Genomic DNA, 17,452 nt, shown 5'->3' on the forward strand with positions numbered 1-17,452 from the left:
TCTGTCAGCGCTCCAACAACCCCTCGAAGAAGCTCACTGCGTTGGCTTCGAGCCCTTCCAGGTAGTAGCCGCCCTCCTGCACGATCAGCGTTGGTAACCCGAGACCGGAGATCTCGCGCCCAAGCTGGCCGAAGCCCGGCGTGGAGACCGACACCCTGGCCTGGGGGTCCTTCTCGTGGATATCGAAGCCCAGCGCCAGTACCAGCGCGTCCGGTTCGAACAGGCGGATGGCCTGGCAGGCTTCTTCGAGGCGGTCGACGAACACCGCTTCCGGGGAGCCGTGGGGCATCGGCAAATTGAGGTTGTAACCCAGCCCCGCGCCGCGCCCGCGCTCGTTCTCGAAGCCGGTGACCGCCGGGTAGAAGTTGGTGGTGTCGCCATGGATCGAGATGTACATGACGTCATCGCGCTCGTAGAAGATCTCCTGCACGCCCTGACCGTGATGCATGTCGGTGTCCAGCACGACGACGCGCGGATAGCGTGAGGTCAGATGCTGCGCGGCAATGGCGGCGTTGTTGAGAAAGCAGAAGCCCCCGGCGGAGTCGATGCCGGCGTGGTGCCCCGGCGGGCGCGACAGCGTATAGGCGAAGCGGTCGCCCGCCAGCAGCGTTTCGGCCCCGGCCACCGCGCTCTGTGCCGCCCAGTAGGCGGCCTGCCAGGTGTGCTTGCCCACCGGCGCGCTGCCATCCGCCAGATAGCGCGCGGCCTCAGCGAGGATTCCGCGCAGCGCGTTGGGCGAACGCACGAAGATGCTGGAGATCACCTCCTCGCCCCAATCTTCGCCCCCGTTCTCGCTGACATCGTGCCAGCGCCGATAGGCGCTCTCGAGAAAGCGCAGATACGGCAGCGAATGCACCGCCCGCAGCGGCGCGACTCCGTGGTCCTTGGGTGCCTGAGTCTCGAAGCCGAGCCGCCTGGCCGCCGCCAGCAAATGTTCGGCGCGGTCGCGCACTTCCTGGGGCTTGCGCATCTTGCCGCGCGAGAAATAGATCTGCGGTTGGTGCAACAGTTGATCGTCGTGAAAGAATGTCTTCATCGATGTTGTCCTTGTTGTTCCGCCATCCATCTCGAACTCAATAACCCGCGTGGCGATCCACCAGGCTCGCCGGTAATCGATCTTCGTCCAGTCGCGCCATCGGCATCGCCCAGCAGCGGATAGTGGAGATGTTTCGGGAGAGAGAAGCCCTGAGTGCGGTGACTTCGGGCAACCGAATCGCACCAGCGCCCATGCGCTATCGCAATGGCCGCTCGTAAGCCACGACCCGCTATCGAACGGAAGAATACGGTCGGCGAAATCTTCCTCGAACATGGCCGCCGCCATTGCCGAGAAATCACGCTTGCGCCTGCCTTCGGGCAACCGTTCGATACCGTAGAGGATTTCCGCGACGGTGATCGAGCAGATCGTCACCGCGTCCGCGTTCTAGCGATCCAGCCACTCGACGACCCGCAAGTCCGGCGCGGGCCGCATCAGCTCGGAGAGCACGTTGGTATCCAGCAGGATCATGTGTCGAGTCCTGGGTCGCGCGGTCTGTCGGACCGGTTCGGCAATTCCAGTTCGACGCCCTTCGCTTCGCCAAACCGCCTCCGTATACGGCTTCCCAGGCCTTCCTGTGGCGCTCGACTCAGGGCACCACGCCGAATGATACGCGCCTCTTCTTCCATGGAACGACCATGGCTGGCCGCCTGCATGCGGAGCTGAGCCTTCAATTGCTCGTCCAGGTTACGGATAGTGATCGATGCCATGAGACCTCCCATGGATGATATCAATGATAGCACTCGCTGCTACCACATATAGCTCGGGCCACGGCTTGCCGGGAACGTGAGCGTCGGCGCGAATACGGAACATGAGAACCCCCAGTATTCGAACACATTCGACGCAGACCGGCTTCGGCATGCGAAGATGGGCACGATCGATCCCTCATCAGAAGAGGCTGCCATGACGCTATCGAACGCCACGGATGCAAATTCCCCCAGCGTCAACCTTGCTCGCCTGACCCACTGGGTCTTCGACATGGATGGCACGCTGACCGTCGGCGTGCATGACTTCCCGGCGATCCGGCGCAAGCTGGAGATCCCGGATGGCGCCGATATCCTGCATCACCTGGAGACGCTGCCCGCCGCCGAGCGCGACGCCAAGCACGCCTGGCTGCTCGAGCACGAACGGGAACTCGCCATGCGTTCGACTGCCGCGACCGGGGCGGTCGAACTGGTTCAGGCGCTCTGCGAGCGCGGCTGCCGCCTCGGCATTCTGACCCGCAACGCCAAGGAGCTGGCGCACATCACGCTGGAAGCGATCGGTCTGGACGGCTGCTTTGCCGCCGACGAGGTGCTCGGTCGCGACGAGGCGCCGCCCAAGCCGCACGCCGGCGGGCTCGATCATTTCATCCGCCGCTGGCAAGTGGCGCCCTCGCAGGTGGTGATGGTGGGCGACAGCCGGCTGGATCTCGAATGTGGTCGGGCCGCCGGTACCCGCACGATTCTGGTCAACGTGGCGGAGAACCGCTGGCCGGCACTCGCCGATTGGCATCATCAGGATTGCCGGCAGCTGCTGGCACAGCTCTGAGTTTCGATTCCCGCAGGCATGCGTCGCTCAGCGCGCGCTTCTATGTTTTTACCGGCTCTTCCTTTACCGGCTCCGTGCCGGCTTGATGACTTTCCCCGCCCCGCTCCTTGTCTCGCCTCTTCTTCTCTTCGCGTCTGTCCTTTGCGTTTGTCGCCTTTGCTCGACTTCACAGCCGAATCAACCAGTGCTATACATCGAAACCAAGGGAATACTGTTTAACCGAGGTATAAAATGCAATCGTGCTAACGGTTCGCTATCGAAGCAACGGGAATAGCGGACGATTATCTAACCCGCGGCTCTGCCGCCGTTTCCTGTCGATCGAGGAAAATCATATGCCGAGGCTGATGCACCGCCGCTGGATGCGCCTGGCGACCGCTGCGCTGGCGTTGCTGTCGATGTCGCTGCCCGCCAGCGCGCAGGACACCGGGCAAGACGTGGGCCAGGACAAGTTCAAGGCCGTGACCACCTTTACGGTAATCGCGGATATGGCGCAGAACGTGGCCGGAGACGCGGCCATCGTCGAGTCGATCACGCGGCCGGGCGCGGAGATCCACAATTACGCGCCGACGCCGCGCGACATCCTCCGCGCCCAGGATGCGGACATGATCCTGTGGAACGGGCTCGATCTGGAACGCTGGTTCGAACGCTTCTTCCACAACCTGGAGGACGTGCCGAGCGTGGTGGTATCGAAGGGAATCGAGCCGATCGGCATCGCCGAGGGTCCGTATGACGGCAAGCCCAACCCGCATGCGTGGATGTCGCCGACGAGCGCGTTGATCTATGTCGACAACATCCGCGATGCGTTCGTCGAGCACGACCCCGCCAATGCCGAGATCTACCGCAACAACGCCGAGCGCTACAAACAGCGGATCGAAGCCGCCGTCGCGCCCATCCGCGAGTCGCTGGCGCAGATCCCCGAGGAGGATCGCTGGCTGGTGACGAGCGAAGGCGCGTTCTCCTATCTGGCGCGGGATTTCGACCTGAAAGAGCGCTATCTGTGGCCGATCAACGCCGATCAGCAGGGCACGCCACAGCAGGTTCGCAAGGTCATCGATGTGATCCGCGCCAACGATATTCCGGCGATCTTCAGCGAGAGCACCGTCTCCGACAAGCCGGCGCAGCAGGTCGCCCGCGAGACCGGCACCCGTTATGGCGGCGTGCTCTACGTCGACTCCCTCAGCGAACCCAACGGCCCGGTGCCGACCTATATCGACCTGCTGCGCGTCACTTCGGAGACGATCGTGAAAGGCCTGACCCGAGGGGCTTCATCATGACGAGGCATGCCGGCACGATGGCCGGGACGACATTCGCCGGTCCCGAGCAGACATCCGTCGATCGTGAAAAGGCCGGCGCCGGACTCCGAGTCGTCGATGCCGCCGTGACCTACCGCAACGGTCATACCGCGCTGCGCGATACCAGCTTCGAGATTCCCACCGGCACGATCACCGCGCTGGTGGGCGTGAACGGTTCCGGCAAGTCGACGCTGTTCAAGGCGATCATGGGTTTCGTGCGTCTGGCCCGGGGCGAGATACGCGTGCTGGGCCTGCCAGCGCGCGAAGCGCTCAAGCGCAACCTGATCGCCTACGTGCCGCAGTCGGAAGAGGTCGATTGGAACTTCCCGGTGCTGGTCGAGGACGTGGTGATGATGGGGCGCTACGGCCACATGGGAATGCTGCGGATCCCCAAACGCGCCGACCACGAGGCGGTCACCACCGCGCTGGCACGCGTCAACATGAGCGAGTTCCGTCAGCGCCAGATCGGCGAGCTCTCCGGCGGCCAGAAGAAGCGCGTTTTCCTGGCCCGCGCGCTGGCCCAGGATAGCCGGGTGATCCTGCTCGACGAGCCGTTCACTGGGGTCGACGTCCAGACCGAAGACCAGATCATTCAGCTGCTGCGCGAGCTGCGCGCCGAAGGCCGGGTGATGCTGGTCTCGACCCACAATCTCGGCTCGGTGCCGGAGTTCTGCGACCGGACGGTGATGATCAAGGGCACGGTACTCGCCTACGGCCCCACCGACGAGATCTTCACCCAGCGTAACCTGGAACGTGCCTTCGGCGGCGTGCTGCGCCATTTCGTGCTCGATCAGTCCCAGCCGGCCGGCGCGCCACCCCACGCCGTGGGCGTGTTCACCGATGACGAGCGGCCGCTGGTGCTGCAGAACGGCATCGCCGCGCGGCGTCAAGGCGGCGAGGGAGATCCCGGCTGATGGAGGCCCTGCTCATGTCAGCCGACCTGCTGCTGGAGCCGCTCGGCCAGCTAGTCGAACCCTTCGGCTATGGCTACATGCGCAACGCCATGTGGGTGTCGGCGCTGGTCGGCGGCGTCTGCGCGTTTCTCTCCTGCTACCTGATGCTCAAGGGCTGGTCGCTGATCGGCGATGCGCTATCGCATTCGATCGTGCCCGGTGTCGCCGGTGCCTACATGCTGGGGCTGCCGTTTTCTCTCGGCGCCTTCCTTGCCGGCGGGCTCGCCTCGGCGGCGATGCTGTTTCTCAATCAGCGCAGCAAGCTGAAAGAGGACGTCATCATCGGGCTGATCTTCAGCTCGTTCTTCGGCCTGGGGCTGTTCATGGTGTCGCTGTCGCCGACCTCGGTGAACATCCAGACCATCGTGCTCGGCAACATCCTGGCAATCACGCCCGCCGACACGCTGCAGCTGGTGGCGATCGGCGTGGTGTCGCTGGTCATCCTGCTGGCCAAGTGGAAGGATCTGATGGTGACGTTCTTCGACGAGAGCCACGCCCGCTCGATCGGGCTCAATCCCACCGCGCTCAAGATCCTGTTCTTCACCCTGCTGGCGGCATCGACCGTCGCGGCACTGCAGACGGTGGGCGCGTTTCTGGTGATCTGCATGGTCATCACCCCGGGGGCCACGGCCTACCTGCTGAGTGACCGCTTCCCGCGGCTGCTGATCATCGCGGTGGCGATCGGCACGCTGACCAGCTTCGTCGGCGCCTACGCCAGTTACTTCCTCGACGGCGCCACCGGCGGCATCATCGTGGTGCTGCAGACGACGATCTTCCTCATGGCGTTCGTGTTCGCGCCCAAGCACGGGATGCTGGCGGCAAGACGTCGTGCCGCGGCGTCGCTGGCTCGTGAGCCAGCACGCCAACCGCTATCGTCAGCGCCTCTATCAGAATCGCAAGAACCCGACGAGGAGCCGCGTCCATGAGCTGGCTCGATACGCTGCTGATGCCGTTCCAGTTCGGTTTCATGATCAACGCCATGATCATCGCCGTGCTGGTCACCGTGCCGATGGCCCTGCTCTCCTGCTTTTTGGTGCTCAAGGGCTGGTCGCTGATGGGGGATGCCATCTCCCATGCCGTCTTCCCGGGCGTGGTGATTGCCTATCTCGTCGGCATTCCCTACGCCATCGGCGCCTTCGTCGCCGGCATGTTCTGCGCCGTCGCGACCGGCTTCCTCGAGGAGAACAGCCGGATCAAGCAGGACACGGTGATGGGCATCGTCTACGCCGGCATGTTCGGCGCCGGCCTGGTGCTCTACGTCAAGATCCAGACGACGGTGCATCTCGACCACATTCTGTTCGGCGACATCCTCGGGGTCGGCTGGCGCGACATTCTGGAATCGGCGCTGATCGCCCTGGTCACCGTCGGCGTCATCGGCCTGAAATGGAAGGACTTCCTGCTCCACGCCTTCGACCCGACCCAGGCCCGGGCGGTGGGCCTGCGAACCCGGGCACTGCACTACGGCCTGCTCTGCCTGATCTCGCTGACCATCGTCGGCGCCCTGAAAGCCGCCGGGATCATCCTCGCCATCGCGCTACTGATCGCGCCCGGCGCCATCGCCTTCCTGCTGGCCCGACGCTTCGCCACCATGCTGCTGCTCTCGGTGACGCTGTCCGCAGTCATCGCCTTTCTCGGCGTCTATCTCTCGTTCTTCATCGACAGCGCGCCGGCTCCGACCATCGTGCTGCTGTTCTCGATCGTCTTCGGCATTGCCTTCGTCGTTTCCAACCGGCGTACGGCGAGAAGAGAAGCGGACGCGGGGTAAGGCATTTCGGCCCTAACCGTATCCAGTGCGAACAGCGGCAGAAAGTAGCCCAGCGCCTGCCAGGTGACAGACCGATCATGACAGCCGGCAAGGCCTCGAAACTCGTCGATCGCATCCAGCGCCTGTTCCACTTTTTCGATTTTGGGGCAGCCGGGCGGCCTGTCTGGATCGATCGGCATAGTCGCACAGCATCGGCAGGCCTACCATGCGGGACTCACAAGAGTGTCCACCATTCGTTATTCGATACAGGAGTGAACCATGTCTCTCATCGACAAGGCCGGTACATATGCCCTCGGCGATCGTCGGGTCAAGCGCCTGGGCTACGGCGCGATGCAGCTCGCCGGCCCCGGCGTGTTCGGTCCGCCCAAGGATCCAGCACGCGCCATTCAGGTGCTCAAGGACGTGCTCGCCGCCGGCATCGACCATATCGATACCTCGGATTTCTACGGTCCGCACGTTACCAACCAGCTCATCAAGCAGGCGCTGTATCCCTATCCCGACGAACTCTGCATCGTCACCAAGGTCAGCGCCCGACGCGACGAGACCGGCGCCTGGCTGCCCGCGCTCTCGCCAGCCGAGCTGACCCGGGCGGTAGAAGACAACCTCCGCAATCTGGGGCTGGAACAGATGGAAGTTGTCAACCTGCGCAGCATGCTGGACGTCCACGGGCCGGCGGAAGGCTCGCTGGAGGCGCCGCTGACGACGCTCGCCGAACTCAGGGAACGAGGTCTGATCAAGCACATCGGGCTGAGCAATGTCACCGCCACGCAGGTCGCCGATGGCCAGAAGATCGTGCCCATCGTCTGCGTGCAGAATCAATACAACCTAGCCAATCGCGCCGATGATGCGTTGATCGATCAATTGGCCGCGGAGGGCATTCCCTACGTGCCGTTCTTCCCGCTGGGCGGGTTCACGCCCCTGCAGTCGGAAACACTGTCCGAGGTGGCGCAGACCCTCGACGCGACCCCGATGCAGGTGGCGCTGGCGTGGCTGCTCAAGCGCTCGCCCAATATCCTGTTGATCCCCGGCACCTCATCGCCCGAGCATCTGCGCGAGAACATCGAGGCGGCGACGCTGGAGATTCCCGCTGCGCAGATGGCGTTGCTGGAACGGATCGGAGGCGAGTAACGGGGCCGGCGTCGGAGCATCCGGCTCAGGGAAGCTCGAACGCAGCGTGACGGTCGAAGACAACGTCGTCAGGCGCTGCCAGAACGCCTCGGCAAAAGCCGGCAGCGAAGTCCTGGCGCGGGTCGTGTGAATCTCGACGGGAATATCCCGGACCGGTTCGAGGGCTCGGACCAGTTGCCCTTCGCGCCATTCCGACTCCGTCAGAATGAGCGGAAGCCCCGCCACCCTGCTGCGCGAGCGCCGTGTGCTGATCAGCGCCACCGGCCCCTACGGCAACGTGCTCAAGATCCGCCCACCGCTGGTATTCGCCCGGGAACACGTGGACAGACTGAGCGACGCGCTGGCGGCTTCGCTCGCGGGATGGGCAACGCCCCGCTAGGCTGACCGGGAAGTCGGCGGCCTGTCACTCGGCCCGCCACCTTCCGTCTCCACTCGAGGAACCAGAGATGTCCAACGACGCCCCCGTGGTCATGGTCAGCGGTGCCAATCGCGGCATCGGTGCCGCCATCGCCGAGACTCTTCACGCCGCCGGCTGGCGCGTCAGCCTCGGTTGTCGGACCGAGCCCGCCGAACGCCCGGAGCGCAATGACTGGCTGGTCTGCCACTACGATGCGCTGGATTCGCAGAGCGCCCGATCCTGGGTCGAGGAGACGGTACGCGTGTTCGGCGGTATCGATGCACTGGTCAACAACGCCGGCGTGCTCAGCCGCGCTTCGGTGCTGGAAGCGGACGGCGACGAATTCGACCGGGTCATGGCGGTCAACGCCAAGGCGCCCATGCTGCTGACCCAGCAGGCCTGGCCGCATCTGGTCGACGCCCGGCAGGGCAAGGTGGTGTCGATCGTGTCGCTCTCGGGCAAGCGGGTGCGCTCGCCGGGGTCGGGGCTTTACGCCATGAGCAAGTTCGCGGCGCAGGCGTTCGTTCACGGCCTGCGCCACTGTAGTGCCGAGACCCGCGTGCGCGCCACCGCGATCTGCCCCGGCTTCGTCGCCACCGACATGGCGGCGGGTGCCGATGTCGACGCCGAGGAGGTCACTCAGCCCGAGGACGTCGCACGCATCGTTCGCCTGCTGCTGGAACTGCCGCCGTCGGCCAGCATTGCCGAAGTGCCGGTCAACTGGCGGATCGAGGACACGGTGTGAGCAGAATCTTCCTCCGCCGGAGAGCCTCGTTACGCATCCATTCGTCGAAATTAGCCGATGGTTGAAGTCTGAAAGCTTCGCTTCGGCCCTAGAGTGTCATTGACGCCTCCCCGTGGTGGAGGAACGATCACTGCCTCCGGGGGTTTGCATGAACCGCTATCAAGACGACTATCGCCGCTCGCTCGATGACCCCAACGCCTTCTGGATGCATCAGGCGGCGCGTATCCCCTGGTTCCGGCCTCCGACCCAGGCACTCACCACCGGCGACGGAGGACATGCCCGCTGGTTCGCCGACGGAGAGCTCAACCTTTGCCATGCCGCCCTCGATCATCATGTCGATCAGGGGCGAGGCGATCAGGTCGCGATCTACTGGGACTCGCCGGTGACGCGTGGCAAACGGCAACTGACCTACCGCGAGATGCGCGACCAGGTCGCGCTGTGCGCCGGTGCGTTGCAAAAACTTGGCGTGACCCAAGGCGACCGGGTGGTGATCTACATGCCGATGGTGCCGGAGGCACTGATCGCGATGTATGCCTGCGCCCGGCTCGGCGCCATCCATTCGGTCGTGTTCGGGGGTTTCTCCTCGCGCGAGCTGGCCCTGCGCATCGACGACGCGCGACCCAAGCTGGTGATCAGCGCTTCCTGCGGTGTCGAAGTGGATCGTGTGGTGCCTTATCAGCCGATCGTGGCGGACGCACTCCGCCACAGCGCCCATGCACCGTCAGGCTGCCTCTATCTGCAGCGTGACGCCGTGCGCGCCGAGCTCGGCCCCGGTGACCACGACTGGGAGGAGTCGATGGCATCGGCCAGGCCGGTGGACTGTGTGGCAGTCGCGGCCACCGATCCGCTCTATATCCTCTATACCTCCGGCACCACGGGCAAACCCAAGGGCGTGGTACGCGATACCGGCGGCTATGCCGTGGCGCTGCATTACTCGATGGAAGCGATCTACGCGATGGCGCCGGGCGAGGTGTTCTTCTCCGCTTCGGACGTGGGCTGGGTCGTGGGGCACTCCTACATCGTCTACGCTCCGCTGCTCGCTGGCTGCAGCAGCGTCGTCTACGAAGGCAAGCCGGTACGCACGCCCGATGCCGGCGCCTTCTGGCGGCTGATCTCGGAATACAACGTGAAGAGCTTCTTTACCGCGCCCACCGCCTTCCGCGCGGTGAGAAAGGAAGATCCCGATGCGCGGCTGCTGGCGGAGTACGACATCACCAGTCTGCGATCGCTGTTTCTCGCTGGCGAACGTCTCGATCCACCGACCTATCACTGGCTGAAGTCGCACCTCCAAGTGCCGGTGATCGATCACTGGTGGCAGACCGAAACCGGCTGGCCGATCGCCGCCAATCCGCTCGGACTCACGCCGATGCCGACCAAGGCGGGTTCGGCCACCATGCCGGTGCCGGGCTATGACGTGCGCATTCTCGATCGCCGGGGCGAAGAGGTTCCCGCCCTTACCCACGGCAGCGTCGTGATCAAGCACCCTCTGCCGCCGGGCTGTCTGAGCGGCATCTGGGGCGATCCCGAACGCATGGCGCAGGCGTACATGAAGGCGCACCCCGGCTACTACCTCAGCGGAGACAGCGGTTACTTCGACGAGGATGGCTATCTGTTCGTGATGGGACGTACCGACGATGTGATCAACGTCGCCGGACATCGGCTCTCTACCGGGGAAATGGAAGAGGTTCTCGGCTCGCATCCGGCGGTGGCGGAGTGCGCGGTGATCGGCACCCAGGATCCATTGAAGGGGCAACTGCCGCTGGGAATGGTCATTCCCAGGGCGGATTTCGAAGGCGACACGACGACGCTGGAGCAAGAGCTGGTCGCACTGGTGCGAGAACGTATCGGCCCGGTGGCCTGCTTCAAGCAGGTGTTGGTGGTCGAGCGCCTGCCCAAGACCCGCTCGGGCAAGATCCTGCGCAAGGCGTTGCGCCATATCGCCGATGGCGAGGCGTTCGATACGCCCTCGACCATCGACGATCCGACCAGCCTGGAGGACGCGAGGCAAGCGATCGAAGCGCTCAGGCCATCTGATGACGACGCCGCTGCCGCTTCGCCTCCCCGCCAATGATACTCCCGCGAGTGATGCGCCCGTGAATGACGCTCAGGCGTCGAACAGGTTCTTCAGCGTATGCGGCTGGCTGCGCAGGTACTGCTTCGGCGCGTGCACGCTGGCGCCGAGCCTGGCGGCGGCGTGCCACGGCCAGCGCGGATCGAAGAGAATGCCGCGTGCCAGGGCGACGGCGTCCGCCTCGCCGCTGAAGACGATGCCTTCGGCCTGCTCCGGCTCGGTGATCAGGCCGACCGCGATCACCGGCATGGCGACTTCCTGCTTCATGCGGCGCGCGAACGGCACCTGATAGTTGGGACCGACGTCGAGCGCCTGGCGCGGATCGAGGCCGCCGCCGGAGCAGTCGATGAAGCTGCAGCCGCGGGCATCAAGCGCTCGCGCCAGCGCGACGCTCTGCTCCAGATCCCAGCCGCCTTCGACCCAGTCGCTGCCCGAGATGCGAATGCCCACCGGCTTCTCGCTCGGAAATACCTCGCGAACGGCATCGAAGATCTCGAGAATCAACCGCATGCGGTTTTCCAGGCTGCCGCCGTATTCGTCGTCTCGCTGGTTGGAGATCGGCGACAGGAACTCGTGCAACAGGTAACCGTGAGCCGCGTGCAGCTCGATCAGTTCGAAGCCGAGACGGCCGGCGCGCCTGGCCGCGGCGACGAAATCCGCCTTGAGCCGTTCGATATCATCGAGGCTCATCGCCTGCGGCGGACGCTGGCCTTCCGAATAGGGCACGGCGGACGGCGCCACCGTTTCCCAACCGCCCTCGTCGAGCCCCAGTTGCGCCCCGCCTTCCCACGGCGCCTGGCAGGAGGCCTTGCGGCCGGCATGGCCGAGCTGGATACCGATCGGCATCGGCGAATGGGCGCGCACGGACTCGAGCATGCGCGCCATCGCCTGCTCGTTGTCGTCCGAATAGAGACCCACGTCGCCCGGCGTGATCCGCCCTTCCGGCGCGACCGCCGAGGCCTCGATGATCAACAGCCCGGCGCCGGAGAGCGCCAGGTTGCCGAGGTGGATGGTATGCCAGCTGGTCATGTTGCCATGCGTATCGGCGGAGTACTGGCACATTGGCGAGATGACGATGCGATTGGGAAGTTCCAGCTCGCCGAGCGTGAGCGGCGTGAAAAGCTTGGGGGATGCCATGAATGCGCTTCCTGGGATGAATGATGGCAAAAATGTAGCTGGCTAATAATTGTTTGGCAATGCCTATCCCCGACCGGCAGCCGCGAGCAATACCCGCCGATTCGAGCGGGGCCAACCATTTGCTCCTACAGGCCGGTGCGAAACGGCAGTGAGCGGATATCTCAGGCGCGCGCGGTGGTCGGCGCGGACGCCGGACCTTTGGAGGCTTCGAGGTCGTGCAGCGTCGAGGCAACGTGGGCGATGGCACTGACGACGTCGTTGGCTCCGGCGCGAATCCTGTCGATGGCATTGCCCGCCTCACCCGCCATGCGAACGCCGTTTTCCACGCTGCCTAGACAGGCCTGCATGCCGCCGCTCACCTCCTGGGTGAGGTTGCGCAGGCTGGCGATGGTGGCGGCAATGTCGCGGGTGGCTTGCGAGGTGCGTATCGACAGCTGGCGTACTTCGTGGGACACCACCGCGAAACCACGACCATGTTCACCGGCGCGGGCCGCTTCGATGGCGGCGTTGAGTGCCAGCAGGTTGGTCTGCTCGGCGATCTCGCGAATGGTTTCGATCACCGCATTGATGTCGGTCGAGCGCTGCGCCAGGGTATCGAGCTGCTGCGACGTGGTCGCGACCTGACTGGCGATACGACGAATTTCAGTGATGGTCTCGTTGATGATGCGAGAGCCGTCGTTGGCGGAAGTTTCCGTATTCGACGAGATGCGATAGGCCATCCGGGTGCTTTCGTTTTCACGTGTCACGCGGTCGGTGATATTGGTGGCGAACTTGACCACCTTGTAGAGCCGCCCCTCTGCATCGAAGACCGGGTTGTAGCTCGCTTCGAGCCACAGCGTCCGGCCTTGCTTGTCGAGTCGCTTGAACTGTCCCGACATGAATTCGCCGGCGTTCAGGTGGGTCCAGAAGTCGCGGTACGCCTGGCTGGCGGCATAGTCGCGCTCACAGAAGATTCGATGATGCTTCCCCTGGATTTCATCGAGCGCGTAGCCCACCGTGCTCAACAAATTGGCGTTGGCGTTGAGGATGTACCCGTCCGGGGTGAACTCGATGACCGCCATGGACCGGTCGATGGCGCTGAGCCGGCTGTGCATGTCCTGCTCGTCACGTACCCGCGCGGTAATGTCGATCGCCGTCTTGACCACCCGGATGACCTTGCCATAGCGATCGATGACCGGATTGTAGGAGGCCTCCAGCCACAGCGCGCGGCCATCGCAGGTTCTGCGCTTGAAGCGCCCGGCGATGAACTCGCCCTGACGCAGTCGCTCCCAGAAGGCCGCGTACTCCCGGCTCGCGATCAGCTCGGGATCGCAGAGTCGGCGATGGTGCTGGCCGATCAAGTCATCGGCATGGAAGCCGGTGATGTCGAGAAAATTGGTGTTGGCGGAAAGGATGGTGCCGTCGAGGGAGAACTCGATGACCGCCATGGCGCGATGAATCGCATCGAGCACGGCTTCATGGTGGTGCGGCGAACGAAATAGGGGCATGTCCTGCGTTCCTTTTTACGGTTCGTCGAGCGCTTTGCGAGCCATTGGCGGTTCGGTGAGTACGCGCATGAAATGCCTAAATCCTGAGTACGTTGCCACTACTATCGACCGCATCGACCGAGATTTTAGGCATCGACCGGAGAGGCGCATGAATCAGCAGGCCAACGCCGGGCAGGCTGGTATGAAAATCAGCGCAAGCGAGCAATATATATTTGGAAAAAAACAACATCCTTGCCGTTCTTTGCTCGGAAACGAACATCAATGCCGTTATTAGCGAAAGTCGAATGCGCTTTTTGGCAGATTTTGCCCACACTGTGACAAAACCATGACACTGAACGCGGCCTAACGAGACATACAAAATCGCGCGGTCGGTGTCGCTTATAACAACCTCCGTCTCAGGAGATTTCGCCATGCTACGACGCCTCAAACGATCCCAGTCTCGCTCGCTACGCCTGCCCCTCTCGCTCTTGACCACGCTGACGCTCGGCTGCGGCCTTGCCTTCACGGCCCAGGCCGCCGAAGAATGCCCACAGCGCGGCGATCTGGCGCCGATGTACTGCGACGCCAATGGCGATCTGGTCGCCGACGCACCGACCGACGAATCCCAATATCTCGACCCCGATCCGCTGGTCTTCGCCTACACCCCGGTCGAGGATCCGGCAATCTATGCCGATATCTGGGAACCGTTCATCGAGCATCTGCGCGACGTGACCGGCAAGGACGTGCGTTTCTATGCCGTGCAATCCAATGCGGCAGAAATAGAGGCGATGCGCAGCGGCCGCATTCAGGTCGCCGGCTTCTCCACCGGGCCGACGCCGTTCGCGGTCAATCTGGCCGGTGCCGTGCCTTTCGCGATCATGGGCAGCGACGACGGCGAATTCGGCTACACCCTGCAGGTCTACACTCGTAAGGACAGCGGCATCGACGAGCTGAGCGATCTCAAGGGCAAGCGCGTGGCCCACACTTCGCCCACTTCCAACTCCGGCAATCTGGCGCCTCGCGCGCTGTTCCCCAAGCAGGGCATCACCCCGGACGAGGATTACGAAGTGGTCTACTCGGGCTCCCACGACCAATCGATGCTGGGCGTGGTCGCGGGTGACTACGACGCCGCGCCGGTCGCCTCCGAAGTGGTCGATCGCATGGCCGAGCGCGGGCTCTACGACCCGGAAGAGGTCAAGATCGTGTTCGAATCCAAGCGCTTCCCCACCACCTCCTACACCTATGCCCACAATCTCAAGCCCGAACTGATCGACAAGATCAAGAAGGCCTTCTTCAGCTTCGACATGAAAGGGACCGAGCTGGGCGAGGAATTCGACGGCGTGACCAAGTTCGTGCCGGTCACCTATCAGGAAGATTGGGAAGTGATCCGCGACATCCAGGATGCCAACGGCGTCGTCTACTCCCAGGAAAACGTCGAATAAGCCTGCCAACGCCAGACGGCGCCGCCCGCCATGAAAGGCGATGGCGCCGTCAGAAGAGGATCTTCCATGCTGCGCATTCAGAATCTGGTCAAACGGTACGGCCATGGCGAACCGGTGCTGCGCGGGCTCGATCTCGACGTTCCCGGCGAATCGGTAGTGTCGATCATCGGGGCTTCCGGGGCGGGCAAGAGCACCCTGCTGCGCTGCATCAACCGGCTGGTGGAGCCTACGGAAGGCAGCATCGAGCTCAACGGCCTGGAACTCACGCATCTCGGACGGGAAGAGCTGCGCAAGGCACGTCGGAGGATCGGGATGATCTTCCAGGGCTTCAATCTGGTGGACCGGCTGACGGTGATGGAGAACGTCCAGTGCGGGCGCCTGGGCTACATTCCCTACTGGCGCGCGGCGCTGCGCAAGTATCCGGCGGAGGATATCGAACGCGCCTATCACCTGATGGAGCGCGTCGGCATCGCACATTACGCCAACAAGCGCGCCGACGCGCTTTCCGGCGGCGAACGCCAGCGTGTCGGTGTGGTGCGTGCGCTGATGCAGCAACCGGAAATTCTGCTGGCCGACGAACCCACCGCATCGCTGGACCCGGTCAGCTCGCGCCAGATCATGGAGCTTCTGCAGAACCTGTCCCAGGAGCTGTCGCTACCGGTGCTGATCAATATCCATAACGTAGCCGAGGCGCGGGAGTACACCCAGCGTATCGTCGGCATGCGCTTCGGCAAGCTGATCTTCGACGGCGTCCCGGCCGATCTGGATCAGGAAGCGATGGATGCCGTCTACAGCGGCACGCCGGGCGAGGAGCGCCAGCAAGCCGACGCTGGCCCGGCGCAGACTCGGGCGGTCACGTCATGAGCACGAGCGCCGAACGGGGAGCCCCGTCATCGCGCCGACACTGGCGCAAGCCGCCGTTCATCGCCAACCCGCTGCTGCGCTGGGGGCTGGTCATCGGTGTCGCGATCTATGCCGTATGGGCGATCTCGATCCTGCCATTCGATCTCGATCGCATCAGCCAGGGCATGACCCGTGCCGCGCGGATTTTTTCCGGTGCCTTCCCGCCCAACTTCGACCGTTACGAGCTGTTGATCGACGGCTTTCTCGAAAGCTTGCAGATCGCCATTCTGGCGACGCTGCTGGGCCTCGCGCTGAGCGTGCCCATCGCGTTCATGGCGGCGCGCAACATCGCCGCCAAGCCGATCTATCTGCTGGGCCGGGCGATCATCATCGTGGCACGCAGCTTTCACCCGGTGATCGTGGCGATCCTGTTCGTCAAGGCGGTCGGCTTCGGCCCGGTGGCCGGCATTCTGACCCTGACGCTCTACTCGATCGGCTTCGTCGCCAAGATGCTGGCGGAGCGCATCGAGGAGATCGACTGGGGGCAGGTGGAAGCGCTGCGCGCCAGCGGCACACCCTATATCAGCGTGCTGCAGTTCGCCGTGCTGCCGCAGATCATGCCGCGCCAGATCGGCCTCGGCATCTATCAGCTCGACAGCAATCTGCGCGCCTCGGCAGTGGTCGGCATCGTCGGCGCCGGTGGTATCGGCTCCACGCTGATGAATGCCTTCGGCCGCTACGATTACGACTTTGCGCTGGCGATCACGATGGTGATCATCGGCGTGATTCTGGTCAGTGAAGCGGTCAGCGGTCGGATCAGGAGGAACATCGGATGACCATGCGAACGACCCCGACCGTTGCCGAACGCACCTGGGCGCGCTATACCCCGCAACAACGCTGGAAGCGCTTCGTCACGCTGTTGGCGGTGGTTGCCGCCGTAGTCTGGGCAGTGGAGAGCATCGATATCATCTGGCCTTGGGTGTGGGATGCTCCCGCCCAGGTCGGCGACCTGTTCGGCCGCATGGTGCCGCCGGACGTGAGCAACCTGCATGCCATTCTTTGGGCGCTGGTCGAGACGCTCAACATCGCCACGATCGCCACCTTCGTCGCCGTGTTCATGTCGCTGCCGATCGCCTACATCGCGGCCCAGAACACGACGCCCAACCGTTTCACGCTGTGGCTGGGCCGTTTCATTCTGGTCTCGAGCCGGTCGGTCAACACGCTGATCTGGGCGCTGCTGTTCGTGGCGATCTTCGGCCCCGGCGTGCTGGCCGGGATCATCGCGATCATGTTCCGGTCGATCGGCTTTCTCGGCAAGCTGCTGGGCGAGGCGATCGAGGAGATCGACCGTCGCCCGGTAGAGGCGCTGGAAGCGACCGGCGCGTCGCGGGCCAAGGTAGTGCTCTACGCCATCGTGCCGCAGGTCATGCCGACGTTTTTCGCGGTCGGCATCCTGCGCTGGGACATCAACCTGCGCGAGTCGACCGTGCTAGGTCTGGTCGGCGCCGGCGGCATCGGCGTGATTCTCCAGGGCGCCATCGACACCCTGGCCTGGCAGACCGTCGCCACCATCCTGCTGGCGATCATCGTGCTGGTCATCCTGGGCGAGGCCTTGGCGGCCTGGCTACGCAAGAAGGTCATCTGATCGCG

Annotated in this window: 18 protein-coding genes; 13 read left to right on the forward strand and 5 right to left on the reverse strand. The window is 64.0% G+C overall.

Going from position 1 to position 17,452, the window contains the following annotated elements:
- Window positions 1-4: 4 nt before the first annotated feature.
- Complete coding sequence (locus tag BC443_RS05690; RefSeq protein ID WP_071231155.1) at window positions 5-1,036, reverse strand: histone deacetylase family protein; 1,032 nt, start codon at window positions 1,034-1,036, stop codon at window positions 5-7.
- Window positions 1,037-1,500: 464 nt separating this feature from the next.
- Window positions 1,501-1,743, reverse strand: a complete 243-nt coding sequence (locus BC443_RS05700; protein ID WP_071231156.1) for a plasmid stabilization protein — start codon at window positions 1,741-1,743, stop codon at window positions 1,501-1,503.
- A 193-nt stretch (window positions 1,744-1,936) separates the two neighbouring features.
- Between BC443_RS05700 and BC443_RS05705 the strand changes: the two genes are divergently transcribed.
- The 9 genes from BC443_RS05705 to BC443_RS05740 all read left to right on the forward strand — a co-directional run bounded on the left by BC443_RS05705 (window position 1,937) and on the right by BC443_RS05740 (window position 10,914).
- Window positions 1,937-2,563, forward strand: a complete 627-nt coding sequence (locus BC443_RS05705; protein ID WP_071230878.1) for an HAD family hydrolase — start codon at window positions 1,937-1,939, stop codon at window positions 2,561-2,563.
- Window positions 2,564-2,895: 332 nt separating this feature from the next.
- Complete coding sequence (locus BC443_RS05710; protein ID WP_282097192.1) at window positions 2,896-3,837, forward strand: metal ABC transporter substrate-binding protein; 942 nt, start codon at window positions 2,896-2,898, stop codon at window positions 3,835-3,837.
- On the forward strand, window positions 3,834-4,769 hold the full coding sequence (locus tag BC443_RS05715; RefSeq protein ID WP_282097193.1) for a manganese/iron ABC transporter ATP-binding protein: 936 nt from the start codon (window positions 3,834-3,836) through the stop codon (window positions 4,767-4,769). Before BC443_RS05710 ends, BC443_RS05715 begins: the two co-directional genes overlap by 4 nt.
- Window positions 4,770-4,783: 14 nt before the next feature.
- Window positions 4,784-5,734 carry a metal ABC transporter permease gene (locus BC443_RS05720; RefSeq protein ID WP_083387265.1) on the forward strand — a complete coding sequence of 317 codons (951 nt, stop codon included), beginning with the start codon at window positions 4,784-4,786 and terminating at the stop codon, window positions 5,732-5,734.
- Window positions 5,731-6,573 carry a metal ABC transporter permease gene (locus BC443_RS05725; RefSeq protein WP_071230879.1) on the forward strand — a complete coding sequence of 281 codons (843 nt, stop codon included), beginning with the start codon at window positions 5,731-5,733 and terminating at the stop codon, window positions 6,571-6,573. Before BC443_RS05720 ends, BC443_RS05725 begins: the two co-directional genes overlap by 4 nt.
- 258 nt (window positions 6,574-6,831) lie before the next feature.
- A complete protein-coding gene (locus BC443_RS05730; RefSeq protein WP_071230880.1) occupies window positions 6,832-7,701 on the forward strand; it encodes an aldo/keto reductase family oxidoreductase in 870 nt (289 codons plus the stop codon).
- Between the two features lie 205 nt (window positions 7,702-7,906).
- A complete protein-coding gene (locus BC443_RS18770; RefSeq protein WP_170835847.1) occupies window positions 7,907-8,080 on the forward strand; it encodes a hypothetical protein in 174 nt (57 codons plus the stop codon).
- A gap of 67 nt (window positions 8,081-8,147) precedes the next feature.
- Window positions 8,148-8,843 carry an SDR family NAD(P)-dependent oxidoreductase gene (locus tag BC443_RS05735; RefSeq protein WP_071230881.1) on the forward strand — a complete coding sequence of 232 codons (696 nt, stop codon included), beginning with the start codon at window positions 8,148-8,150 and terminating at the stop codon, window positions 8,841-8,843.
- A 148-nt stretch (window positions 8,844-8,991) separates the two neighbouring features.
- Window positions 8,992-10,914, forward strand: coding sequence for a propionyl-CoA synthetase (locus BC443_RS05740; RefSeq protein WP_071230882.1), 1,923 nt, complete (start codon window positions 8,992-8,994; stop codon window positions 10,912-10,914).
- A gap of 33 nt (window positions 10,915-10,947) precedes the next feature.
- On the opposite strand, the gene BC443_RS05745 is transcribed toward BC443_RS05740, so the two are convergent.
- From BC443_RS05745 to BC443_RS05755, 3 genes are all read right to left on the reverse strand, one after another.
- Window positions 10,948-12,051, reverse strand: a complete 1,104-nt coding sequence (locus BC443_RS05745) for an NADH:flavin oxidoreductase/NADH oxidase (protein ID WP_071230883.1) — start codon at window positions 12,049-12,051, stop codon at window positions 10,948-10,950.
- Between the two features lie 161 nt (window positions 12,052-12,212).
- Window positions 12,213-13,538 (reverse strand): methyl-accepting chemotaxis protein, encoded by a 1,326-nt coding sequence (locus BC443_RS19200; protein WP_071230884.1) that lies wholly within the window; start codon window positions 13,536-13,538, stop codon window positions 12,213-12,215.
- 76 nt (window positions 13,539-13,614) lie between these two features.
- Window positions 13,615-13,950 (reverse strand): hypothetical protein, encoded by a 336-nt coding sequence (locus BC443_RS05755; RefSeq protein ID WP_071230885.1) that lies wholly within the window; start codon window positions 13,948-13,950, stop codon window positions 13,615-13,617.
- Here BC443_RS05755 and phnD point away from each other — a divergent pair.
- The 4 genes from phnD (at window position 13,949) to phnE (BC443_RS05775) (ending at window position 17,447) form a co-directional block, all read left to right on the forward strand.
- Window positions 13,949-14,959: a phosphate/phosphite/phosphonate ABC transporter substrate-binding protein gene (phnD, locus tag BC443_RS05760; RefSeq protein WP_071230886.1), complete on the forward strand. Its 1,011-nt coding sequence runs from the start codon at window positions 13,949-13,951 to the stop codon at window positions 14,957-14,959. The two genes, BC443_RS05755 and phnD, sit on opposite strands and share 2 nt — an antisense overlap.
- 66 nt (window positions 14,960-15,025) lie before the next feature.
- Window positions 15,026-15,823, forward strand: a complete 798-nt coding sequence (gene phnC / locus BC443_RS05765) for a phosphonate ABC transporter ATP-binding protein (protein WP_071230887.1) — start codon at window positions 15,026-15,028, stop codon at window positions 15,821-15,823.
- Entirely contained in the window at window positions 15,820-16,638 is an 819-nt protein-coding gene (gene phnE / locus BC443_RS05770; protein ID WP_071230888.1) for a phosphonate ABC transporter, permease protein PhnE, read from the forward strand. Before phnC ends, phnE (BC443_RS05770) begins: the two co-directional genes overlap by 4 nt.
- The gene (gene phnE, locus BC443_RS05775) at window positions 16,635-17,447 is read left to right on the forward strand and encodes a phosphonate ABC transporter, permease protein PhnE (RefSeq protein WP_071230889.1); all 813 of its coding nucleotides are present in this window, start codon (window positions 16,635-16,637) and stop codon (window positions 17,445-17,447) included. Before phnE (BC443_RS05770) ends, phnE (BC443_RS05775) begins: the two co-directional genes overlap by 4 nt.
- Window positions 17,448-17,452 lie beyond the last annotated feature (5 nt).

Source organism: Salinicola sp. MIT1003 (assembly GCF_001858555.1).
GTDB lineage: Bacteria > Pseudomonadota > Gammaproteobacteria > Pseudomonadales > Halomonadaceae > Salinicola > Salinicola salarius.